The 22,369-nt window shown below is 68.7% G+C and carries 23 protein-coding genes and 1 tRNA gene; 16 read left to right on the forward strand and 8 right to left on the reverse strand.

Annotation, left to right across the window (positions count from 1 at the left end):
• Window positions 1–4: 4 nt before the first annotated feature.
• Both ACWCSU_RS06450 and ACWCSU_RS06455 read right to left on the reverse strand, forming a co-directional pair.
• Entirely contained in the window at window positions 5–1,150 is a 1,146-nt protein-coding gene (locus ACWCSU_RS06450) for a glutathionylspermidine synthase family protein (RefSeq protein ID WP_449933981.1), read from the reverse strand.
• 1 nt (window position 1,151) lies between these two features.
• Window positions 1,152–1,559, reverse strand: coding sequence for a hypothetical protein (locus ACWCSU_RS06455; protein ID WP_357698495.1), 408 nt, complete (start codon window positions 1,557–1,559; stop codon window positions 1,152–1,154).
• A 90-nt stretch (window positions 1,560–1,649) separates the two neighbouring features.
• Here ACWCSU_RS06455 and ACWCSU_RS06460 point away from each other — a divergent pair, with 90 nt between their 5' ends.
• The 3 genes from ACWCSU_RS06460 (at window position 1,650) to ACWCSU_RS06470 (ending at window position 3,959) form a co-directional block, all read left to right on the forward strand.
• A complete protein-coding gene (locus ACWCSU_RS06460) occupies window positions 1,650–2,672 on the forward strand; it encodes a PHP domain-containing protein (protein WP_357698493.1) in 1,023 nt (340 codons plus the stop codon).
• 122 nt (window positions 2,673–2,794) lie between these two features.
• Entirely contained in the window at window positions 2,795–3,523 is a 729-nt protein-coding gene (locus ACWCSU_RS06465) for a helix-turn-helix transcriptional regulator (RefSeq protein WP_357698491.1), read from the forward strand.
• 76 nt (window positions 3,524–3,599) lie between these two features.
• On the forward strand, window positions 3,600–3,959 hold the full coding sequence (locus ACWCSU_RS06470) for a VOC family protein (protein ID WP_449933985.1): 360 nt from the start codon (window positions 3,600–3,602) through the stop codon (window positions 3,957–3,959).
• 196 nt (window positions 3,960–4,155) lie between these two features.
• On the opposite strand, the gene ACWCSU_RS06475 is transcribed toward ACWCSU_RS06470, so the two are convergent.
• The 3 genes from ACWCSU_RS06475 to aceE form a co-directional block, all read right to left on the reverse strand.
• Window positions 4,156–4,902, reverse strand: coding sequence for a maleylpyruvate isomerase family mycothiol-dependent enzyme (locus tag ACWCSU_RS06475; protein WP_449933987.1), 747 nt, complete (start codon window positions 4,900–4,902; stop codon window positions 4,156–4,158).
• 10 nt (window positions 4,903–4,912) lie between these two features.
• A complete protein-coding gene (locus ACWCSU_RS06480) occupies window positions 4,913–6,412 on the reverse strand; it encodes an alpha/beta hydrolase (RefSeq protein WP_357698485.1) in 1,500 nt (499 codons plus the stop codon).
• A 185-nt stretch (window positions 6,413–6,597) separates the two neighbouring features.
• The gene (gene aceE, locus ACWCSU_RS06485) at window positions 6,598–9,345 is read right to left on the reverse strand and encodes a pyruvate dehydrogenase (acetyl-transferring), homodimeric type (RefSeq protein WP_449933989.1); all 2,748 of its coding nucleotides are present in this window, start codon (window positions 9,343–9,345) and stop codon (window positions 6,598–6,600) included.
• Window positions 9,346–10,557: 1,212 nt separating this feature from the next.
• On the opposite strand from aceE, the gene ACWCSU_RS06490 reads away from it, so the two are divergent.
• From ACWCSU_RS06490 to ACWCSU_RS06530, 9 genes are all read left to right on the forward strand, one after another.
• Window positions 10,558–10,851, forward strand: coding sequence for a DUF1918 domain-containing protein (locus ACWCSU_RS06490; RefSeq protein WP_364090574.1), 294 nt, complete (start codon window positions 10,558–10,560; stop codon window positions 10,849–10,851).
• 9 nt (window positions 10,852–10,860) lie between these two features.
• Window positions 10,861–11,268, forward strand: coding sequence for a secondary thiamine-phosphate synthase enzyme YjbQ (locus ACWCSU_RS06495; protein WP_357698479.1), 408 nt, complete (start codon window positions 10,861–10,863; stop codon window positions 11,266–11,268).
• Window positions 11,269–11,386: 118 nt separating this feature from the next.
• The gene (locus ACWCSU_RS06500) at window positions 11,387–11,815 is read left to right on the forward strand and encodes a DUF3052 domain-containing protein (protein ID WP_357698477.1); all 429 of its coding nucleotides are present in this window, start codon (window positions 11,387–11,389) and stop codon (window positions 11,813–11,815) included.
• A gap of 29 nt (window positions 11,816–11,844) precedes the next feature.
• Window positions 11,845–12,306, forward strand: coding sequence for a peroxiredoxin (locus ACWCSU_RS06505; RefSeq protein ID WP_357698475.1), 462 nt, complete (start codon window positions 11,845–11,847; stop codon window positions 12,304–12,306).
• Window positions 12,307–12,320: 14 nt separating this feature from the next.
• Window positions 12,321–12,650, forward strand: coding sequence for a hypothetical protein (locus ACWCSU_RS06510; RefSeq protein WP_357698473.1), 330 nt, complete (start codon window positions 12,321–12,323; stop codon window positions 12,648–12,650).
• A 172-nt stretch (window positions 12,651–12,822) separates the two neighbouring features.
• Complete coding sequence (locus tag ACWCSU_RS06515; RefSeq protein ID WP_357698471.1) at window positions 12,823–13,764, forward strand: ROK family protein; 942 nt, start codon at window positions 12,823–12,825, stop codon at window positions 13,762–13,764.
• A gap of 17 nt (window positions 13,765–13,781) precedes the next feature.
• Window positions 13,782–13,853 (forward strand) — tRNA-Val (locus ACWCSU_RS06520).
• Window positions 13,854–14,270: 417 nt separating this feature from the next.
• Window positions 14,271–14,510: a hypothetical protein gene (locus ACWCSU_RS06525; protein WP_449933994.1), complete on the forward strand. Its 240-nt coding sequence runs from the start codon at window positions 14,271–14,273 to the stop codon at window positions 14,508–14,510.
• A 201-nt stretch (window positions 14,511–14,711) separates the two neighbouring features.
• The gene (locus tag ACWCSU_RS06530; protein WP_449933996.1) at window positions 14,712–15,137 is read left to right on the forward strand and encodes a hypothetical protein; all 426 of its coding nucleotides are present in this window, start codon (window positions 14,712–14,714) and stop codon (window positions 15,135–15,137) included.
• A 62-nt stretch (window positions 15,138–15,199) separates the two neighbouring features.
• Here the strand turns inward: ACWCSU_RS06530 and ACWCSU_RS06535 are convergent, their stop codons facing one another.
• Window positions 15,200–15,826: an NTF2-like N-terminal transpeptidase domain-containing protein gene (locus tag ACWCSU_RS06535; RefSeq protein WP_449933998.1), complete on the reverse strand. Its 627-nt coding sequence runs from the start codon at window positions 15,824–15,826 to the stop codon at window positions 15,200–15,202.
• A gap of 325 nt (window positions 15,827–16,151) precedes the next feature.
• Between ACWCSU_RS06535 and ACWCSU_RS06540 the strand changes: the two genes are divergently transcribed.
• From ACWCSU_RS06540 to ACWCSU_RS06550, 3 genes are all read left to right on the forward strand, one after another.
• The gene (locus tag ACWCSU_RS06540) at window positions 16,152–16,556 is read left to right on the forward strand and encodes a hypothetical protein (protein WP_449934000.1); all 405 of its coding nucleotides are present in this window, start codon (window positions 16,152–16,154) and stop codon (window positions 16,554–16,556) included.
• A 768-nt stretch (window positions 16,557–17,324) separates the two neighbouring features.
• The gene (locus tag ACWCSU_RS06545) at window positions 17,325–17,810 is read left to right on the forward strand and encodes a hypothetical protein (protein WP_449934002.1); all 486 of its coding nucleotides are present in this window, start codon (window positions 17,325–17,327) and stop codon (window positions 17,808–17,810) included.
• 94 nt (window positions 17,811–17,904) lie between these two features.
• Window positions 17,905–18,159, forward strand: coding sequence for a transposase family protein (locus ACWCSU_RS06550; RefSeq protein ID WP_449934004.1), 255 nt, complete (start codon window positions 17,905–17,907; stop codon window positions 18,157–18,159).
• 7 nt (window positions 18,160–18,166) lie between these two features.
• Here the strand turns inward: ACWCSU_RS06550 and ACWCSU_RS06555 are convergent, their stop codons facing one another.
• Both ACWCSU_RS06555 and ACWCSU_RS06560 read right to left on the reverse strand, forming a co-directional pair.
• A complete protein-coding gene (locus ACWCSU_RS06555; RefSeq protein WP_449934006.1) occupies window positions 18,167–19,852 on the reverse strand; it encodes an IS1182 family transposase in 1,686 nt (561 codons plus the stop codon).
• 402 nt (window positions 19,853–20,254) lie between these two features.
• Complete coding sequence (locus tag ACWCSU_RS06560; protein ID WP_449934008.1) at window positions 20,255–20,800, reverse strand: DUF4240 domain-containing protein; 546 nt, start codon at window positions 20,798–20,800, stop codon at window positions 20,255–20,257.
• A gap of 221 nt (window positions 20,801–21,021) precedes the next feature.
• Here ACWCSU_RS06560 and ACWCSU_RS06565 point away from each other — a divergent pair, with 221 nt between their 5' ends.
• The gene (locus ACWCSU_RS06565; RefSeq protein WP_449934010.1) at window positions 21,022–22,227 is read left to right on the forward strand and encodes a hypothetical protein; all 1,206 of its coding nucleotides are present in this window, start codon (window positions 21,022–21,024) and stop codon (window positions 22,225–22,227) included.
• Window positions 22,228–22,369: the final 142 nt, after the last annotated feature.

Genomic DNA, 22,369 nt, shown 5'->3' on the forward strand with positions numbered 1-22,369 from the left:
TGCTTCAGCTCGCAATGCGATGAGGGACGAAGGAGGAGGTGTCGTCGGTGATCAGGCCGGTGGTCTCCCTGATGCCGAGCCCGGCGGCCTCGTCGGCGACCACCCAGGCGCCGAGCACCGGCCGCTGCCCCTCGAAGGCGGGCAGGGCCTCGAAGCCCTGGAAGACGTAGCCTTCCTGGCCGTAGCGGCCCGGCGTCTCCTGGGTGCCCTCGGGGGTGACGATGCGCATGGACGCGCCCTCCCTGCCGAGCAGCGGCTTGGCGATGTAGGAGGTCAGCTCGCGCGGGCCGTCGAGGTAGGCGGGCAGCAGGTTCGGATGGCCGGGGTAGAGCTCCCACAACACGGCCAGCAGCGCCTTGTTCGACAGCAGAGACTTCCACAGCGGCTCGATCCAGGTGGAGTGGCGCACCGCGTGCCGGCCGAAGTCGTCGGCCAGCATCCACTCCCAGGGGTAGAGCTTGAACGCCGAGCGGATCATCTCCTCGCCGGCGTCGACGAAACGGCGGTTGAGCTCGTCCCAGCCGATGTCCTCCATGGCCACGGCGACCGTCCGGCGGCCCGCCTGCTCGGCGGTCTCCTGCAGGTAGGCGACCGTCATGGCCTCCTCGCCCGTCTCGTCGGCGTTGGTGAAGGCGAAGTGCGTGGGGCCGGGCGGCAGCGGCAGCTCGCGCCACCGCTCGATCAGCCGCTCGTGGATGGAGTTCCACTGGTCGTCGCCGGGGTGGGTGTCCTGGAGCCAGAACCACTGGATCACCGACGACTCCAGCAGCGACGTCGGCGTGTCGGCGTTGTACTCCAGCAGCCGGGCCGGGCCCGTGCCGTCGTAGCGCAGGTCGAAGCGGCCGTAGAGGTGGGGGTCGCGGCGCTCCCAGGAGCGCGCCACGGCGTCCCCGGCCCACTCGGGGACGGCGAAGTCGGCGTAGCGGCCGGTCGAGACGACGTGCTCGACGGCCCGCAGGCACATGCCGTGCAGCTCCTCGACCTGCGCCTCCAGCGACTCCACCTCCTCCAGGGACAGGACATAGTGGACCGACTCGTCCCAGTAGGGCCTGTTCAGGCCCTCGGGGTGGGCCGCCCGGTGGTAGGCCAGGCCCTGGCTCTCGATCGTCTTCTCCCAGCCGGGACGGACGATGCCATGCTCGCGGCGCACGTCAGCTCCCGCCGCCCCAGCTGTTGCCGAAGCCGCCGCGCTGGATCGACTTGCCGCTGCGGCTGGAGATGTTGACGTCCGACGGCCGGTACGTGGTGCCGCCCTGCATGCGGTTGCCCACCCGGTGGCCGCCGTAGTACCACAGGTACGCGCCGCGCGAACCGCCGTAGAAGTGGGACCCGCTGCCGCCGCTGCCGCCGTCGTCGTCGCAGTAGTCGTCGTCGACGACCTCGTACGTGCCGTCGTCGAGCTGCACCACGCAGTCGGCGGTGACGTCGTCGTCGTCCTGGGTGGCGGCGCAGTAGCCGACCAGCATCACCGACAGGACCCCGAGAATGGTCAGCGGGACGGCCTTGGACGACTTGCGCGGGGGTGTGGGGGCCGGCTTGTGCGGCGGCGGATATGCCATCTAGCTCCTGCTTTCCTGGGCGATCAGCCTATCGGTGGGCCTTGTCCCCGTTCAACGCCGGTGACCGTCCGCTCGGGTATGAATGGACTCATGGAACCGGTTCAGGCCCTGCGCGAGATCGCCTTCCTGCTCGAACGCGCAGGTGAGCCCACCTACCGGGTCCGCGCGTTCCGCCGCGCGGCCGCGGTCGTGGACGACCTGCCGGAAGGGGAGCTCACACGGCTGGCCGCCGCCGGCGGGCTGGGCGACCTCCCCGGCATCGGCAAGGTCACCGCCCTCGTGATCAACGAAGCCCTCGACGGACAGGTTCCGACGTATTTGCGTAGGTTGCGGGCCACCGAGGGCGTCGAGCTCGACGCCGAGACCGCGGCCCTGCGCGAGGCGCTGAAGGGCGACCTGCACAGCCACTCCGACTGGTCCGACGGCGGCTCGCCGATCGAGGAGATGGCCGAGGCCGCCAGGGGGCTCGGCCACGAGTACTGGGCGCTGACCGACCACTCGCCGCGCCTGACCGTGGCCAAGGGCCTGTCGGCCGAGCGGCTGGAACGGCAGCTCGACGTGGTGGCCGGGCTCAACGAGCGGCTGGCGCCGTTCCGGATCCTGACCGGCATCGAGGTCGACGTCAACCTCGACGGCTCGCTCGACCAGGACCCGGCCCTGCTCGGACGGCTCGACGTGGTCGTGGCCAGCGTCCACTCCAAGCTGCGCATGGACCGCGAGGAGATGACCCGCCGCATGGTCACCGCCGTCGCCAACCCCCTGGTCGACGTGCTGGGGCACTGCACGGGGCGAGTCGTGCGGGCCGGCGGCGAGCGCGGGGTCAAGAGGCCGGAGTCGGAGTTCGACGCCGAGCTGGTCTTCGAGGCGTGCCGGCGGTTCGGGGTCGCCGTGGAGATCAACTCCAGGCCCGACCGGCTCGACCCGCCCAAGCGGCTCATGCGGCTGGCGTACGAGACGGGGTGCGTGTTCTCGATCGACTCCGACGCGCACGCGCCCGGTCAGCTCGACTGGCAGCGGTTCGGCTGCGAGCGGGCGGCCCGGTGCGGCATCGAGGCCGGCCGCATCGTCAACACCTGGCCCCTGGAACGGCTCCTGGAGTGGACGGCGGCGTGAGTCCCGGCGCGGCTCCTGGGGTGGACGGCGGCGTGAGAGGTGGGTGTCCGGGCGGTTAGGGCGTTCTTGCGTGGCCCGTGCGGGGCCGGTGATTGTCGGTGGCGGCGCGTAGCGTTCCGGCTGTGAACCGTACCGACCGGCTCTATGCGCTCGTCGAGGACCTGCGCGCCATCGCGCCACGCTGCCGCTCCGCCCGCGAGCTCGCCGAGCGGTTCGAGGTCAGCGTGCGCACCATCGAGCGCGACATCACCGCGTTGCAGGGGTCCGGGGTGCCGATCTACGCCGAGCCCGGTCGCAGGGGCGGCTACGCCCTCGACAAGAAGATGTCGCTGCCCCCGCTCAACTTCACCCCGGCCGAGGCGGTGGCCATCGCGGTGGCGCTCAGCCAGGCCGGCGACCAGCCGTTCGGCCGCCAGGCCCGCAGCGCGTTACGCAAGGTGGTCTCGGCCATGCCGGGGCCCGAGGGCGACCTGGCCAGGGAGCTGGCGCGGCGGGTGCAACTCGTCAGCGAGCCGCCCGAGCCCGGCTCCCAGATCCGGCCGCTCGGCGCCGAGGGCATCTCCCGGGCGATCGAGGAGGCGCTGCTGCGGCGGCGCGTGCTCAGGCTCGACTACGCCGACGCCAAGGGTGCGCTCACCTCGCGCGACGTCGAACCGGGGGTGTTCCTGGGCGGGCGCGGCGGTTTCTGGTACCTCGTGGCGTGGTGCCGGTTGCGGGAGGACGTCCGCGTCTTCCGGCTCGACCGCATCGCCTCGGCCGTCGTCACCGTCGAGCGTTGTCCCGAGCGGCCGCTCGAAGGGTTCGCCCCCGACGTGCCGGAGATGGTCGTACGCGGAACCATGCTCGATTAAACATGCGAAAACACCGACATAGGGTTGTCGCCGTAGCGATACATCGTTGTCTTGTTCGAAAGACGAGGAGATGACGATGGACAACACGGTGACCTGGTTCGAGGTCGCGACCGATGACCCCGAAGGCGCCGCGCGCTTCTACGGCGAGCTGTTCGGCTGGTCGTTCAGCCGCGACGACGACGGCCCGCTCGACTACCGCATGGTCAACTACCCGGGCGGCGAGCGTCCCGGCGGCGGGCTGTTCAACACCAAGGGCGACTTCCCCGCCCACGCGGTGTTCCACGTGCAGGTCGCCGACGTCGAGGCCGCGTGCGCCAAGAGCGAGTCGCTCGGCGGCAAGGTGGTCATGAAGGTGATCGACGACGGCGCCGGCACCGACTTCGCCTATCTGCGTGACGTCTCGGGGAGTCTGTTCGGAGTCTTTCACCGCAGGTGAGCCCGCCCGGCGGCGGACGCCGCCGGAGCGCGCGGGACCGTGCCCGCGATCGTGCCCCCGGGGAAGCACCTTCCCCGCCGAACCGGGGCCGCGCGACCGAGGCCGTCCCGTCTCGGAGCGGTTCACCCGCCCTGGACACGCCGCCGATCGCCGAGCGGCGGCGCGTCCAGGGCCCCTTCCCCCGGCAGGGGCGTTCTCAGAAGGCGGCGGCCGCCAGCCAGCGGGTCAGCAGGTCGCGGTCGCCGAAGACGGCCGGCGACCGCGGGGGCCGCCGACCGTAGAGCAGCAGGAGCAGCTCGCTCGCCGGGCCGCGTACGGCGGCGTCGCCCTTGGTGTGGCCGCGCTCGCAGCTGACCGCCCCGGCGGCGCCCTGCGTCACGGTCCACTCGCCGTCGACGTCGCTCGCGTGGAGGTGGATCGTGGCCCCCTCCGCGCCGAGCCCGGCCAGCGACCGGGTCACCCAGGTCGCGTACGGCAGGTTGTGCAGGAACTCCTCGATGCCGTCCACGGCGGTCGCCGCCGGGATCTCCGGGTCCAGGCCGAGTGCGAGCTCGGCGTCGGCCCGGTGGATCACCAGCTCGAAGAGCATCCTGGGCGCCCACCACCCGGCCCGCAGGTCCGGCCCCCACGTCCACACCGCGAGGTCCGGGTCGGTGGCGCGCAGCACGTCCAGCAGGTCGGCGGCCCCCTCCAGGAGCCAGGCGGCGTCGCCGCTCGCCCCCTCCGCGAGCCCGCTGGGCACCTGCCGCGACCAGACGCGCTCCCGCACCTGGTTGCGCAGCACGTACGCCGCCCAGCGATGAGTCTGGCCGACGTGCGTGACGAGCTCGGCGAACGTCCATCCCGGGCAGGTCGGCACCGGGACCGACAGGTCGGTCGCCAGCGCCGCCAACCGCGCGGCCTCGTCCTCGATCCGGGTGATGAAGGTGTCGTTGTCGGTCACCCGTCACACACTAGGCCGCCGGGCAGGTCGCGCCCCTGCTGGGCAGCTTGCCCTCCACCAGGTACGCGTCCACGAGCCCCTGCACGCACTTGCTGCCCGACAGGTACGCCCCGTGCCCCTCGCCCTCGTACGTGACCAGCCGCGCGGTCCTGAGCTGGGCCGTCAGCCGCGGCGCCCACTGGTACGGCGTGGCCGGGTCGCCCTTGCCGCCCACGACCAGGATCGGCGCCGAGCCGGTGGCGTTGACGTGCCGCGCCTGGTTGCTGCCTTGGGCCGGCCACACCCGGCACAGGCCGCCCGAGCCCTCGCTGCCGAACAGCGGCGAGATCTTCAGCGCCGCCTCCTCGGTGCGCCGCAGCTCGGCCTCGCTGGGCCGTTCGGCGGTGTCCACGCAGGTGATGGCCGGGAAGCTGGTCATCTGGGTGGAGTAGGTGCCGTCCTCCGAGCGTCCGGTGTAGGAGTCGGCCAGGTACATCAGCGCCTCGCCGTGGCCCTTCAGCGCGTCGCCGAGCGCCTTCTCCAGGAACGGCCAGGTCAGCTCCGAGTACAGGGCGGCGGCCACGCCGGTGGAGGCCAGGCCCTGGGTGAGCTGCCGGCCGTCCACCTGCAGCGGCTTGGTGGTGAGCTGGTTCATCAGGTTCTCGACGTTGGCGTTCGCGGCGGTCACGTCCTTGCCGACCTCGCAGCCGCCCTTGACGCAGCTGCGCAGGAAGCTCTCGTACGCCTGCTGGAAGCCGCGGGTCTGGGTCAGCGTGCGCTGCTCGAAGGTGACGGTCGGGTCGAGGGGCGCGTCGAGCAGCATGCGGCCCACGTTCTGGGGGAACTGGGTGGCGTAGACGGCGCCGAGCTGGGTGCCGTACGACATGCCGACGTAGTTGAGCTTGGGGTCGCCGACGGCGGCGCGGATGCGGTCCATGTCGCGGGCGGCGTTCACGGTGCCGACGTAGGGGAGGATCTTGCCGGAGTGCTCCTGGCAGAGCCGGGCGAACTCCTTGTTGGCGTCCAGGCTCTCCTGGTGCGTCTGCGCGTTGGTGGGCAGCGTGTTCAGCGAGACGAACCGGTCCATCTGCGCGCTGTCGCCGCAGCGTACGCCCGAGCTGCGCTCGACGCCGCGCGGGTCGAAGCTGACCAGGTCGTAGTGGGCGCGCAGGGAGGTGAGCGCCTTGGCCGCCTGGTCGAGGGTGTCCACGCCGGAGGCGCCCGGCCCGCCGAAGTTGAACACCATCGAGCCGAGCCGCTTCTTGGGATCGGTGGCCGACAGCTTGATGAGCGCCAGTTCCAGCTTCTCACCGTCGGGGCGGGAGTAGTCGAGGGGCACCGCCAGCTTGCCGCAGCGCACCGAGGCGTCCGTCTTGGCCGGTGGCTCGCCGTCCGGGCGCCTGATGTCGGTGCACGGCCCCCAGACGATCTTGTCGGTGTCGGCGCCGGGGCCGTCGGTGGCGGGCTCTGCGGGTGCACTCGCGCAGCCCGCGGCCGTCACGAGCAGGGCGGCGGCTAGGACGCGTCGCATACGAACATTCCCCTTCGTGTCTCCGGGGGAAGTAGTGCCCACCATACGGGACCCCGCGTCAAACCTGGGTGAGGCGGCACGCACCCCTCCTGGACGTGCCGCCTCATCCGGCTGACCGCGCGGAGACCCGGACATGACGGCGCTCCCGCGAGAAGTTCTTCGCGGGAGCGCCCCTTCCGGATGACTCAGACGCCCATCGACTGGGTGTCGTTGCTCTCCGCGCCGCCGGCTTCGGTGACGCCGTTCTTCAGGTGGTAGCGGGCGATGGCCTCGCGCAGCACCTCGCCGTCGAGCTCGCCCCGCTTGACCAGCCGGGTGAGCACGGCCAGCGTGATCGAGGCGGCGTCCACGTGGAAGTGGCGGCGCAGCGCCGAGCGGGTGTCGGACAGGCCGAACCCGTCGGTGCCCAGCGAGGACCAGTCACCCGGCACCCACTGCGCGATCTGGTCCTGGACCGCCTTCATGTAGTCGCTGACGCCCACGAACGGCCCGTCGGCCTGCGAGAGCACCTGCGTCACGTACGGGACGCGCTGCTCGGCGTCGGGGTTGAGCAGGTTGTGCTCCTCGCACGCCAGCGCCTCGCGCCGCAGCTCGGTCCACGACGTCGCCGACCACACGTCGGCCGACACGCCCCACTCCTCGGCCAGCAGCCGCTGAGCCTCCATGGCCCAGGGACCGGCCACGCCGGAGACCAGGATGTTGGCCTTCGGACCCTGCGTCTGCGGCGCCTCGGCGAACTTGTACAGGCCCTTGAGCAGGCCCTCGACGTCGAGATCGGCCGGCTGCGCGGGCTGCAGGTAGGGCTCGTTGTAGACGGTCAGGTAGTAGAAGACGTCCTCGGGCTGCTCGCCGTACATGCGGCGCAGGCCGTCCTTGACGATGTGGGCGACCTCGAAGGCCCAGGACGGGTCGTAGGAGACCGCGGCCGGGTTCGTCGAGGCGATGAGCGGCGTGTGGCCGTCTTCGTGCTGCAGGCCCTCGCCGTTGAGCGTGGTGCGACCGGCGGTGGCGCCGAGCAGGAAGCCGCGGCCCATCTGGTCGCCCATCTGCCACATCTGGTCGCCGGTGCGCTGCCAGCCGAACATCGAGTAGAAGATGTAGACCGGGATCATGTGCTCGCCGTGCGTGGCGTAGGCGGTGCCGGCCGCGATGGTCGAGGCCATCGAACCAGACTCGCTGATGCCCTCGTGCAGGATCTGCCCCTGCACGGCCTCCTTGTACGACAGCAGCAGCTCCCTGTCGACCGCCTCGTACGTCTGCCCGTGGGGCGAGTAGATCTTGGCGGTCGGGAACATCGCGTCGAGACCGAACGTGCGGGCCTCGTCGGGGATGATCGGCACGAACCGGTGGCCGATCTCCTTGTCGCGCATGAGGTCCTTCAGCAGGCGCACGAACGCCATGGTCGTGGCGACCTGCTGCTTGCCCGAGCCCTTGCGGAACTGGCTGTAGACGTCGTCGCCGGGCAGCTTGACCGGCTTGGCGCGCATGACCCGCTTGGGCAGCACGCCGCCGAGCGCCGCGCGCCGCTCCTTCATGTACTGGATCTCCGGGTCGTTCTCGCCCGGGTGGAAGTACGGAGGAAGCTCGCCCTCCAGGGCCGAGTCCGGGATCGGCAGGTAGAGCCGGTCGCGGAACTCCTTCAGCTCGGCCTTGGTGAGCTTCTTCATCTGGTGGGTGGCGTTGCGCGCCTCGAAGTCCTTGCCCAGCGTCCAGCCCTTGATGGTCTGGGCGAGGATCACCGTCGGCTGGCCGACGTGCTCGCGGGCCGCCTTGAAGGCCGCGTAGACCTTGCGGTAGTCGTGGCCGCCGCGCGACAGCTTGCGGATGTCGTCGTCGGACAGGTGCTCGACCATCTTGCGCAGGCGCGGGTCGCCGCCGAAGAAGTGGTCGCGGATGTAGCCGCCGGTCTCGACCGAGTAGGTCTGGAACTGGCCGTCGGGCGTGGTGTTCATCTGGTTGACCAGCACGCCGTCGACGTCGGCCGCGAGCAGCGGGTCCCAGTCGCGGCCCCAGACGACCTTGATCACGTTCCAGCCGGCGCCGCGGAAGTACGACTCCAGCTCCTGGATGATCTTGCCGTTGCCGCGCACCGGGCCGTCGAGCCGCTGCAGGTTGCAGTTGATGACGAACGTGAGGTTGTCCAGCTCCTCGCGGGCGGCCAGGCCGATCGCGCCGAGCGACTCGGGCTCGTCCATCTCGCCGTCGCCCAGGAAGGCCCACACGTGGCTGCGCGAGGTGTCCTTGAGCTCGCGGTTGAGCAGGTAGCGGTTGAACCGCGCCTGGTAGATCGCACCGATCGGGCCGAGACCCATGGAGACCGTCGGGAACTCCCAGAAGTCGGGCATGAGCCGCGGGTGCGGGTAGGAGGGCAGGCCGTGGAAGCCGTGCGACAACTCCTGCCGGAACGCGTCGAGCTGCGCCTCGTTGAGACGGCCCTCCAGGAAGGCGCGGGCGTAGATGCCCGGCGCGGCGTGGCCCTGGAAGAACACCTGGTCGCCCGACTCGCCGTGGTCCTTGCCGCGGAAGAAGTGGTTGAAGCCCACCTCGTAGAGCGAGGCCGCCGAGGCGTAGGTGGCGATGTGGCCGCCCACGTTCGTGCGGGCGTTGGCCCGCGACACCATGACCGCCGCGTTCCACCGGATGTAGGCGCGGATGCGCCGCTCGACGTGCTCGTCGCCCGGGAACCAGGGCTCGCGCTCCGGCGGGATCGTGTTGATGTAGTCGGTGCTGCGCAAGCCCGGCACGCCGACCTGGTGCTCGCGGGCCCGTTCCAGCATGCGGAGCATGAGGTAGCGGGCTCTGGTGCGGCCTTCGGTCTTGACGACATTGTCGAGAGACTCGAGCCACTCGTTGGTCTCACTGGGGTCGACATCAGGCAGCTGGCTGGGTAGGCCGTCGCTGATGATCGAGAATCGCTGGCGTCCGGAAGCCACTGGGTCTCGCCTTCCGAGAATGACTGAAGTCTGGTCTGGGTCGCCTTCCATCCTGGTCGCTAGCCGTAGAAAACGCATCTCTACTGACGGGTAACCAGAGCGTCCCTGCTGGCAGGGCCATGTTGGTGGCCTAGACCACCGATGGTAGGACGAATAGCCACCAAAGGTTACATCGGTGGAGCAATTTAACAAGACTAGAAAACGGACGAAATTTCGCCCCAATCCTAGGGGGCTGTCCCGGTGGGTCGGCCGCCGCCCTCACCCCTCCCCCGAACCGGCCGCTTCTCACGCAGCCGCGGCCCCGGGCCCGGGCTGGGACGCGGGCCCGGGCTGGGACGCGGGCCCGGGCGGGGACGCGCGGGGCGGGGCTGGGACGCGCGGGGCGGGGCGTCGGTCGGGGTGGGCGGACGTCTGCGGGGTTTGGGCAGAGCCGGGTGCGGCGGCGGGGTGTCGGTCGGGGTGGGCGGGCGTCGGCGGGATGCGGGTCGGGTTGGGCGGGGCGTGGGTCGGAGTGGGCGGCGTGGGCGGGGTGTCCGCCGGGCCGGCCCGGCGGGGGTGTTGATGATGAGCGGGCGTTGGCGGCATGGGTCGGGTGGCGCGCCGCGCGAGTCTAACCACCCACCTCGCGGTGCGACCCGGCGGGGCGCGCGTTCGCGAAGGGCGCAGACCGGCACCACCTCGCCCCTTGGGTTGCTCCGGGTGAGTGCGCGGCCTGGCGGGGGACCTTGTGGGGGTTTGGCCCCGGCGGGGACCTTGAGGCGTGCCGCAGGGTCAGTGCCCAAGGCGGCTTGGGAGCCTGTCCCGGCGCGCCGAAGGCGTGCGGTGTCTGGCCATGCCTCGCTCATCGCCTCGTGATCGACCCACCGAGGCCTCAGGCGTGGAGCCCATACCTTTTACCCGCCTATTCAAGAGGTGTGGCCGCAGTCGTCGGCAGGCCCACGCCTGCGGGCTCCTCGCCACCCCCACCGGCCGGCGGGCGCGCGGCTACTCGGTCGGACGCCGTCCCCCCACCCCTCCTCCTCCAGACGGACGCCACCCGATCCGGCCCCCTCAGGGCCCGTCGCTGCAGAAATGAGGCCATATCGGAATCATCAAGCGACAGGGCACCCCGAAGCTCCGCGATCACGCCCCTGACCAGCAGAGACGCCGAAGCGGCCAGGGGCCGCCGCCGAACCACCGTCCGGCCACGAAGCCCGGAACACCCGACCCCCCTTGCGTAACGTTTCGGTCATTGTTTTCGGCCCGAATGAAGACCCGGCAAAAAATCGCCGTACGCGGCATCCGCTCTTTTCCTCGGCGGTCCGTCGTACCAATGTGGAAGGTATGAATGCGACGGCAGGAGACCGGCTCCTGATGCACGGCAACACCGTCGGCGAAAGGGAGCGGGGCGGCGTCATCATCGAGGTCCACGGCACGGACGGCGGGCCTCCCTACAGTGTGCGGTTCGACGACGGCCACACCGGGCTGGTCTTTCCCGGTCCTGATGCCGTCGTTGTGCCTCAGTAGGATTTCCCTGTGAGATCAGAAATCATCTCCGTGGCCACGGGTTCACGTGAGACCGTGCACGACATCACCGCTGAATGCGCAGATTTCGTGCGCGCGCAGGGAGAAGACGGCCTGTTGCACGTTTTCGTACCGCACGCGACCGCGGGCGTGGCCCTGCTGGAGCTAGGGTCGGGCAGCGACGACGATCTGCTCGCCGCACTGCGTGACCTGCTCCCGGCCGACGACCGCTGGCGTCATGCCCACGGTTCGCGCGGTCACGGCAGGTCGCACGTCATGCCCGCGCTGATCCCGCCATATGCCACGATCCCCGTGCTGGGCGGGAGAATGGCGTTGGGCACCTGGCAGTCCGTCGCGCTGGTCGATCTCAATGTCGACAACACGCAACGTCAGGTTCGCCTGTCGTTTTTGTCGGGTTGATTCTGGCCGACTACGGCCGTACCCGTGGCGACCGTTGACGACTGAGGGTCACAGCGTGTGGACTGTGCCGAAGCGATAAACCGCATAGAGCGGGGCCACTCAAGCAGGAGGGATAAACGTGAGCGCGACCGCGGGTCAGGCGCAGGGCGAGCGCGGCCTGGCCGAACGACTTGGCCTCAAGCCGGGTCAGGTGGTGCAGGAGATCGGTTGGGACGAGGACGTCGACGACGAGCTTCGCGACTCCATCGAGGACCTGACCGGCAACGAGATGCTGGACGAGGAGAGTGACGACGTCGTCGACGTTGTGCTGCTGTGGTGGCGCGACGGCGACGGGGACCTCTTCGACGCCCTCAGCGACGCCATGCGAGCACTCGCCGAAGCCGGCCAGATCTGGCTGCTGACTCCCAAGGCCGGGCGCGATGGCCACGTGGAGCCGAGCGACATAGGGGAGGATGCCGCTACCGCGGGTCTCTCGCAGACCAGCAGCATCTCCGCCGCACCCGACTGGTCCGGGACCAGGCTCGTCGCCCCGAAGGGCCGACGTTAGGAAACTCCGAGGCCGGCCGATACGGCAGGATGGTCGCTGTGAACGCACATCCTGCCGAGGTCGGCGCCATGGCTCCGGATTTCGAGCTGCAGGACCAGCACGGCGCCCCGGTGAGACTGTCCATGTTCCGGGGCGAGAAGGTCGTGCTGGTCTTCTATCCGCTTGCCTTCAGCGGGATCTGCGAAGGCGAGCTCACCGCGCTGCGTGACCAGCCTCTCGACGCGCGGGTGCTCGCCGTGTCCGTCGACTCCGTGTTCGCCTTGCGTGCCTGGTCCGATCGGGAAGGTTACGGATTCGCCCTACTCTCCGATTTCTGGCCACACGGACAGGTCGCCCAGGCGTACGGTGTGTTCGATGAGGCGAAGGGGCTCGCGCGTCGGGGGACCTTCGTCATCGACGGCGAGGGCGTGATCCGGTGGTCGGTGATCAGTCCGATCTCCTCGGCACGCGACGTCGCCGACTACGTCAAGGCACTCGCCGACATTTCATGACCTCGGAGGGAACGATGCCCTGCTACCGATGCGGGGCCCGGCAGACCGACCCGGTCCGTGGCGCCAGCCCGTGGCAGCGCGGGGTGCGCAACGAGTCCCAGGTGCTGATCTGCCCGGACTGTCAACGACTGCACGACCTCGACCTCGACTCCTGCGGCACGTGCGGGTCCACCGCGCTCATCTGCCGGTTGGGGGAGGTCGAGTGCCGCGGCTGCGGCGCCGTCCGGATGGCTCGGGCGTCGGAGGGGTTCGGGGAGCAGGGGGCGTACGTCGGGTCGGGGGCTCCGCCGGGGCTGTCGGCGGAGGTCGAGGCGGCGCTGAACCGGGTGCTGGGCAGGGCTTGACCGTCCGCGTCTCGCCCGTGCCTCCCCGCCGTCGGCCTGGGATGATCACCGGCTCGGGATCGTCCCGCCGTCGTCTCGATGCGCGGACTCCCGCTCCCTCCCACCTGAGAGATTCTCAAGCGTCTTTTCGGACATTTGCTGACCTGCGCTATCGTCTCCTTTCGTGTCCGCTATGAGTTCGTTCGTCGTCGCTCTCGACGTCGGTGGCACGTCCATGAAGGGCGGCCTGGTCAGCGAGTCCGGCGAGGTGCTGCTGAGCGAGCGGCGCCACACCCCTCGCGCCGACGGTCCTGAGGCGGTCGTGTCCGCCATTTCGGACTTCATCGGCCACCTGGCCGCCTCCGGCGACGGCGACCCGGCAGGCGTCGGTCTGGCCGTCCCTGGGCTGGTGTCCGAAAGCGCGGCTCTCTACGCGGCGAACCTGGGCTGGCGGGACGTCCCCGCCTCGAACTTCACCACCCTGGACATCCCCGTGATGCTGGGCCACGACGTCCGTACGGGCGGCCTGGCCGAGAGCATCCTCGGCGCCGGAAAAGGTGTCTCCGACTTCCTCTTCCTCCCCATCGGCACCGGTATCGCCGGCGCGTCGATCATCAACGGCGACCCGTACGGCGGCTCCTCGGGCTGGGCCGGCGAGATCGGCCACACCCCCGTCTTCCCCGACGGCGAGCAGTGTGCGTGCGGTCAGTTCGGCTGCCTGGAGACGTACGCCTCGGCGGCCTCGGTCGGACGCCGCTACAGCCAGCGCGCGGGCGTCGAGGGCGTACGCGCCGAGCAGGTGGTCGCCTCCGACGACCCCATCGCCATCGAGGTGTGGGACGAGGCCGTGGAGGCCCTGTCGCTCGCCCTGGCCACGTACACGCTGCTGCTGGACCCCTCGGTGATCGTCCTCGGCGGCGGCCTGGCCGAAGCCGGTCCCGCTCTGTTCGACCCCGTACGCACGCGCCTGGTCAAGCGCCTGGCCTTCCGCGACGCACCCCCGCTGATCCCGGCCGCGCTGGGCGTCGACGCCGGCATGCTGGGCGCCGCCCTGCTGGGCTGGCGAGCCGCCGGCCGCCCCGAAGTGGGCCCCGGCTGGACGGTGAATGTGCGATCGGCCCCCCGGGTGTCGTAAGGTTAGTGCCGATCCGGGGGCGGTTAGCTCAGCGGTAGAGCACTCGCCTTACAAGCGAGGGGTCACTGGTTCGAACCCAGTACCGCCCACCTCGTCGAACAGCCCCGTTTCCCATCGCGGAAGCGGGGCTTTGTGCCATCAGCCGGGTGTGAGGGGCCTTTTCACCCGGGCCGAGTGGCCGCGCGGCGAAGTTGCTGTGTCGGAGGATGCCGCCTCGCGCCCCGGTGAAGATCAGCGCGTCGGTTTCCGAAGCTGTGAACTCGTCCAGATGTTCGCGGAGCGCCGGATGATCGTTTTCGGGGTGGCGGTCTTACGGACACCCGCGCGGGACCTGGGCGGCCCGATGAGGAGTTCGTCCGCGTCGAGTTCTACGTGTTGTGCCGAACGCTGACGGTCCGGGCATTCAGGTCCAGGTCCATCCGCCGGCGCCGGCGTGGAGTTGCGGCGTGTGGAAGGAGACCCGAGGGTGCGGATCGGAATCGGGTCGCAGGGACAGAGGGATGTAGGTGCAGGGCTGGTTCTCGCTCATGCCGCCCCCCTTGACCGTCCGGGAGGCCGTGGAAGCCGCGCTCGATGGAGCGGGCGAATCGGGTGGCTGCATGGGCGAGCTGGTGGCCGAAGTCGAGCGCCAGGACGGGCTCGCGGCGGGTGAACGGGTGGCCGAGGGCGAGGGCGAGGGCGCGGGCGGCGTGCCCGGTGGTCAGCCGGATCACGGGGCGTCCTTTTCGGCCGAAGCCTTGTTCTGAGCCGATTGGGCGGTCTGGCGGGGCGCGTGCATCTCGCGAGCCTTGATCGAGTACGCGAGGCGTGATGGCGATGCCGTTGAACTCGACCGGACGGGCTCGACCTCGCCGACGATGTAGCAGCCGTGCGGTGTGGTGACGTCCGTGTCACCAGTGCGATAGACAGTCCCCCAATTCGAAGGCCCGACATCTGTGGAGGATCCGGTGCGAATCCTGTGGGGCTGTGTCGCCCTGGCCGTGATTGCCCCACTGGTCGGACTGTTCCTGCTGATCATGATCCCGGTGTGGCGCGACAACGCACGCCTCGACGACCTTTACGAGCGCGTCCTCGCACACCCGCTCCCGCCGAACAGCCGAGATGTCTTCCTGATGGACCGCGATGTGACCTTTGGCAAGAATCTGGTCGGCGGCAGCGGATCCTATTGTGACTACCGGGTCCGGATCACGCTGCAAACAGCGCTCACTCCACAGGAGATCCGCCGCCACTATGACAATGCGGTCATCCCTGGAGCTGAGTCGAAAACGATGATCTCCCTGTACTTCGGGGACGATGGCGATGGTGGAGGTCGCAGGGTCATCGTCGAGGCGTACGACTCCCACGACTGGGACGGGGATTGGCGCTGCTACTAGCGGGCCTTCTGCTCCGCGCTTGCGCTGAGCTCTGCACCTGCCGAGTACGGCCGCGACGACGGCTAACCAGTGACCCCAGGTTGGGCCGAGTCGGCCAAAATGACCGCCAGTTTGAGGCCTTCGTCGGCGAAAAGTCGTCCTGCCTGTTCACCCTTGGCACGTGTTTCCAGAAGGACGAGCCGGGAGGAGCCGTCGCGTTGGGGTACGACGCGGATCTGCCGCACCTCGCTGAAGCCCATCTTTTGTAGTTCGGGGTGGATCGCCGTCGGTGACCAGCTCACCTTCCAGGCGCGGTCGAAATCGATGATCTCCAGTTGTCCGTCATAGGAATAGGGGACCGGTCCGTCGAGGGTGACGGCGAACGAGGCGTAGTAGGTGGCGGCCTCCCCGACATTCAAGTAAGCCTTGGGGCGGACGCGGATGTCCTGGATGGTCATCCGCTTGGCCTGGGAGCCCTTGGTGAAGGCGGTGTAGACGCCGTCGAAGTCTCGGGGAAGCTCCAGCACCTGGGCTTTCATGGCGGACAGGTCGCCGCGCTGCCAGGCCGTCAGGAACGCGGTCGCCGTCTGCTGGGGCGAGCCTTTGGTGCGTACCGTCAGGTGGACGGCAATGCCCAAACCGAGGACGGCGGTCAGGGCTACGGGGATGGTGATCGTTGTCCGTCGCCGCCGGCGAGAAAATGCGGGCATATAGGGCGATCCTATTGGCTGGGCCACAACACTCAGAACCCGAGCCCGACCGCCCTTGTGTCCTCGGACGGGGACGTCCGTCACAAACGGCGCCCTGTGCCGACAGTCCGACACCGGCCCTTTCGCCCAAATCCGCACGGAGATCGGCCGCCTGTCGACCGACCTGGCGGGTGGCCTCATTGGGGAGTCATTCGCCCCTGCATGGCTGGTCGCCATACGTGCTGGGGGAGATCGACGATCCAGGGGTCGTTCCTCCTCTTGGCTCACCGAGTAGCGTCGCTGATCTTCGAGCCGTGGATCGCAGGTGACCAACTAGGGTTCTTCCATGCCCCCTGGCAAGGCTTTCCTCATACTGATGTGCGCCGCGTCAACACTGTCCGGCTGTGCAACCTCCTCCTGGCAGGGCATTGGAAGCGCGAAGCTGTCGGTGGACGAGCGTACTTTGACGGTCGATGTGATATTCGGTGCCCCTGACGGGTCCCCGCAGCTCTGTGACAGAGTGACGGACACCGAGCTGGACGAATCCTCCTCACAAGTGGTCATCGGGATCTTGGTGGAGGAGGACTGTCCTCGGCAATGGCCCTGGGAGGAGCCTGTGTACTCCAACCTGGTTGCCTACTTGCATCCGGTGAAGTTCACCCTGAAGCGACCTCTTGCTGGAAGAACCGTCATCAACAACACCGACGGTAAGCATGTGCGGATCTATCCGGGCGAGCGCAAGTCCGGGTGACTCCGGCTGATGGGGTGCGCTGCCAGGGGCGCGAGCAGGAGTCGTAGAGCTGTGGGAAGCTCAGTGGCAGTACCAGGCCGTTCACAGTCGTTCGGGATGGACCGAGCACGTCCTCTGACCTGCAGCGAACTGTCTGGAACGGCTCGAACTGGATCTTTGATCCGCAGGTTTCAGGGACGTTCGTCGCTGGCTCGGCCTCGCGGGACATACGCGGGATGATCTTCCCGGGTATGGGGAGGACGGGCCCCGTACACCAAGGTCAGAGGCCAGATGCGGTCAGTAACGTCAGCCCGCTGTAAACCGTCGGCAGTTCGACCAATGCGGGCGGATCGCCCGTGGGTGTGCCGGATTTGCTTCCGTGCCATCTGCGTGCCGCAAGGCCGTGCCACACCGTGCCCGATCCCGCGAGCGAACACCACGTCAGAGACATGATCGCCGTGCCATTAGGCTGCATCGATCACGTGCAGAGAAGCGCCCCGCAGGTAAGGGGGCCAGGTCCAGACGTACGGCCAAAGGATCACGGCTCCTTACAGCGAGGAATCACTGGTTCGAACCCAGTGCCGCCCACCTCGTAGAAGACTGGAGATCGACTCCCGCGCCACGTCGACCGGTTCCCCGACTGGGACGACCTCAAGAGCCACGCCCAGTACCGCAAGCGGTCCGGCCTCTTTCTAGCAGTGAATCCCTTTCAACCCCAACGGCCACATAGGCTACGCCCATGGGACGGCTGTCCGGAATCGCCGGGTTCCGCATACTTCGGGTGGTGTCATGCAAGACGTTCCTCCTGCCGTCAGCGAAGACCCGCCCAGGAAGAAGTCGTTCTGGCGCAGTTGGAAGGGGGGCTGTCTGGTCGCTCTCCTGTCGCCGGTGATGGCCTTGGGGCTGCTCGTACTCTTCTTCATGATCCCCATGTGGGTCAACGACGGGAAGCTGGCGGGCATGATCAGCCGGTTTGAGCGTTTCCCCCTGCCGCCCACGACCGGGTGGGTCGGCCAGGGCGAAGGATCCGTCGCGCTTCGCGGCAACGGCAACCACTGTGACTACCTCGCTCGCTTCACGCTTGAAACGGGCTTGAGCGTCCCCGAGCTCGAGGACTATTACGACCGGGCGAACATCGTGGGGATCGACGGAGATCGGCCCGACATCACGATGCGGGCTCAGGAGTCGTCGAAACCCACCGCTCACGGCGGCCACGTGGTGATCGTGGAACTGTTCGACAGCACAGAAGCGGGCCTGGACCTTCGCTGTCACTGATGAACCCTTCCTCTCCCGGCTGCAGGGTGCTGGTCACAGGGTGATCGCAAGCTTGATGTTCGCCTGATGACGTAAGAAACCCCTGGTAGATGGATTGATCACCACAACCATGGGCCTCGAATGCTCGCGGTTTCATGGGATGAACGTCCAGGTCCTCGCCTCACCGAACGGGACGATCGTCTGGACCTCTGGAGCGTTGCCGTGCAATGCCCACGACCTGAGCGCCGCCCGCATCTCGGGCATCCGGCGCGCTCTGGAGAAGGCCGGGGTCATCACCCTGGCCGACAAGGCGCATCAAGGAGCCGAAGGCGCGGCGATCACCCCGTACAAGGGCGACCCTGCTGGCTAACTCGGGTTCAGACTGCGAGGGTCTGGTCGAGGCGGGCGAGGTGGCTAGTACGAGTGCGGTCGAGGGGGTGGCCGTTCCACCAGGCATCAAGCCGGGTGAGATTGAGAGCAGTAGCTGAGATGACGTGTTCGAGGTGGACCTTGCGGAGTCCGCGATAGCGGGCTCGGCGGATGCCAGTGATGGCGACGGCTTGCCGGATGGTGCCCTCTACTCCGGCGCGGATCTTGTACTTGTGCTGCCAGTCTTGGCTGCTCTGCTGGGTGCGGGCGACGTCGAGGGCTTGCTGCTGGGCTTGGGTGTGGCGCAGGGTGATCTGGCGTCGGCCGCTGATACTGCGGGTGCATGCGGTCCTGGCGGGGCAGGGCGTGCAGGTCTTCGCCGAGAATCTGACCACGATGGTGTCCAGGCCGCGCTGGATGGTCGGAGTCCAGGAGATGCTGGTCTGTCCTTGGGGGCAGGTGGCCTGTTTGGCGGTCCAATCGATGGTGAACGCGGCCCGGCCGTACCCGGTGGCGGCGCGGGCCTGGGGCGAGGAATCGAACCGCACCGGTGCGACCAAGGCCAGCCCGTAAAGATCACGGGCTGAGACGATCAGCTCGGCCGTAGCGTATCCGGAATCGACATAGTGCTCGGCCGGAAGCAAACCCCGCCGCTGGAGTCCTTGATGGATCGAGGCCGTCATGGCCATGTCCGCGACGGTCGCGTCGGTCGTCGCCACGTTCGTGATCAGGTTCGGCGGCGAGCTCGCGTCGCCGTCCTCGCCGATCCTGCTGGTGGCGCAGGTTTCGCTGATGTGGACCTTGTAGCCGTTCCAGAACACGTCGGCTTTGGCCGACCAGCGGGTGTCTGGATCATAGGGCGAGGCCAGCCGATGTCTGCCGGGCGGCAGCCCCGCTCCACCCTCGCGCAGGGACCGCCGCCGTTCGACCACCTCCCGCCCGCGAGCATCGATGGTCCGGACGAAGTTCTGGATCAACATCACGCGCAACGCCTGCACCGCGGGCAGTTCCCGCAGCCAGGCGGGAGAGAACGGCGCGTAGAGGGCCGCGCAGAGCGCGTACCCGTCAGCGCCGTAGGCCCGCGCGAGCTGCTCCTGCTTGGCCTTGGAGGCCGGCAGCCGCCAGGAGTCGACTCGCGCCTGATACCGATCCGCCCAGTCCGGCACCTCCAGCACCTGTTCCACCCAGCCGGGCGCGGCTGCGGCGAGGGCTTCCAAGGCGGCCCGCACGCATTCGCCGGCCAGCTCGACCCGGTTCAGGTCCCGCACCGCCGAGATCACATGTGTGGCATCGGTGCGCTGTTTCCCGCCCGCTTTCACCAATCCTCTGGCCTGCAGCGTCTCCAGCAGCAGGTCCAGGACCCGCTCCTCCAGCCCATGGGCGATCACCCTCGACCGGAACTCACTCAGCACACTCGCGTCGAACCCTGGATCGTCCAGCTCCAGTCCCAGCGCGTACTTCCACGACAGATCCGTCCGGACCGCTTCAGCGGCCCGTCGATCGGTCAGGTTCTCCACTCGCTGCAGCACCGTGATCAACGCCAGGCGGCCCGGAGACCATCCCGGTCGCCCCTCCGTCCCGAACGCGGCCACGAACTGCTCATCGGCGAACAACTCACCCAGCTCATCCCGCACCCGAACGGGTAATGGCATCTCCCGCCGCCCCCGATACATCACCCGGATCGCCTCCGCCACCAACGGCGACGGCTCCGGCCACGGACACGGCTGCACAGACACCGAAACACCCAAACACAGCCGGGATAAGAGAACGACGGCCGCCCTTCATGATCCACCTGACCCAGCAGATCACGAACCACACCACGCACGCCGCGAGTTAGCCAGCAGGGTCAAGGGCAGGAACAAGCCCCCACCCCAGAACAGGCCAACCGCTCCCACGCCGAGCTCCGCGGACCCGGAGAACGCGCAAACGCCCAGCTGAAGAGCCGGAAGATCCTCCGCAAGCCACGCTGCAGCCCCGGCAAGGCCGGCCACCGCTGCAAGGCCATCGCCGTCCTTCGGAACCACCGCGTTGCCCAAGGTGCGACCCCGAAACCGACTGCATCCCACAGGAACTCAGCGACGAATTGACTTGGTGATCTAGGCATCACCATAAAGCTCGTGCAGGTACCGGTGAGTTCGAGGAAGCCTCCGAGCGCGCTCCTTCCTGTTGTCGAGCTCCCATTCCTCATCAGTGGGATTGGGAAACGCGAACAACTCATGGCCACGAGACCGAAGGGCTTCCGCTAGTTCGTCACGCTCCTGGCCTGTCACTTGATCCCAGGCCCTGCAGGCTACGTAATCCAGTTCTTCGAACTCGGGCCAGTCATCGTCCGTCCACCTTTCCTGGTTCCGCCGCATCAGGACAAGTCGCTGAGTCGCCGGCACATCCACCAGAGCATCGGGCTCTTGAGCCACCCGCTCGAAGGTCTCCCGGCCAAGTCCGACGAGCCACATCTGGAAGTACCGGAAGCCGTCATCGGACCCGCCCCCGAACAGGGTGCGCATCGCACCCCACATCAGCCATGTGTCGACCTTGCGTCGCTCTGTGAGGACCCCTGGTCGCGGGCATGAAAAAACCCCGGCCGACTGGCGGGGTTGCCCATGTGCAACGTCGCGGAGTGACGATACCTGATGACTCTCCAAGGGACATGAAGTCCCGGATTCAGCTCTCTTGATCGACGTCTGTACTCGACCGGGAGCCCGATTCCTTCACAGAGGCCGTACGCGATAGGGGAGCTACCTGGCGGGTGGCGATCAACGGGGATCGAGTGAACGCCACGTACGCGCCATCCGGTAGGCCCTACCAACGGTTGGGCGGTGTGCAGGATGGGGCGGCTCCTGGATGATCTCTAGCGTCAAGGAACATGAGGAAAACCCGCAAGACGCTTGGGCTGCTCGCCCTGGCCTGCGCCGGACTCGTGCTGGCCACGGCCACCGCCCCCGCCGCACTGGCCCTGTCCACCCCTCAGGTGGAGCAGGGCTCGCTCGTCTCGGCCAAAAAGATCAAAAGCCTGTCCGCCACGGAGATCGCCGCGTACCTGCGCGAGTCGAAGTTCCCCGTCCCACCCAAGGCCCAGGGCGCCGACCTGTACGCCGTCGTCTACCGTACGGTCGGCGTGGACGGCAGCCCGACGACGGCCAGCGGCACCGTGGCCGTCCCCCACAAGTCCAGGAAAGACCTGTGGACGGTCAGTTACGAGCACGGCACGACGGCCACCAGGGCCTACGTCGGCTCGATGGACGAGGGCGACGGGCGGGCGGTGCCGATGATGTTCGCCGCGGCAGGGTTCATCGCCGTCGCCCCCGACTACCTCGGGCTGGGCACGGGCCCCGGCTTCCATCCGTACATGGACCACGCCAGCGAGGCCTCCGCCACGGTGGACCTGCTGCGCGCCGCCCGCTCGCTCGCCACCGGCCAAGGGCGGAGGCTGAGCGGGGACGTGCTGGTCACCGGCTTCTCCCAGGGCGGTACCGCGACGATGGCGGTGGGCCGGCAACTGCAGGCCGGCCCCGGGCTCGGGTTCCGGCTGCGCGGCCTCGCGCCGATCTCCGGGCCGTACGAAGTGCAGCACGTCCAGTTCCCCGAGCTGATCGCGGGACGGCTGGATCCGCGCACCTCGGCGTTCTACCTGGCGTACTGGACCGCCTCCATGAACCGGCTGCACCACTTCTACGACTCGCCCGCCGAGGCGTTCCAGGACCCGGCGGTCGAGGCGCTCTACGACGGGAATCACACGTTCGACGAGATCATCGCCGGGCTGCCCGCCTCACCGCTGGACGTGCTCACGCCGAAGTTCCAGCAGTGGTACCTGAACCCGTCAGGGGCGGTGCTGAAGGCGCTGGAGACGAACGACGACACGTGCTCGTCGTGGCGGCCCCGGGTGCCTGTACGGCTGTTCGCGGCCCGGGGCGACCGGGAGGTGGTGGCGCGCAACTCCCGCAACTGCCTGCGTGACCTGCGGCGACACGGCACGGACGCGACGCTGACCGACGTTGGGGACATCGGTCACATGGACTCGCCCCTCGCGGCGATGCCGACGGTGTTGCGGTGGTTCACCGATCTTCGGTGACCGGCTTTCTGATCGGCATGACCATCCTCGTGTGACGGGGCCCGGCACCGCTGGAGTCGCCGTCAGCAGGCGTCCGCACCGGGAGGCGTGGGCCCGCGACCGGCTCGGCACCGCCGCCCGGCTGCACGTGGGCGAAGACGAC

The organism is Nonomuraea sp. NPDC001699 (assembly GCF_053596455.1).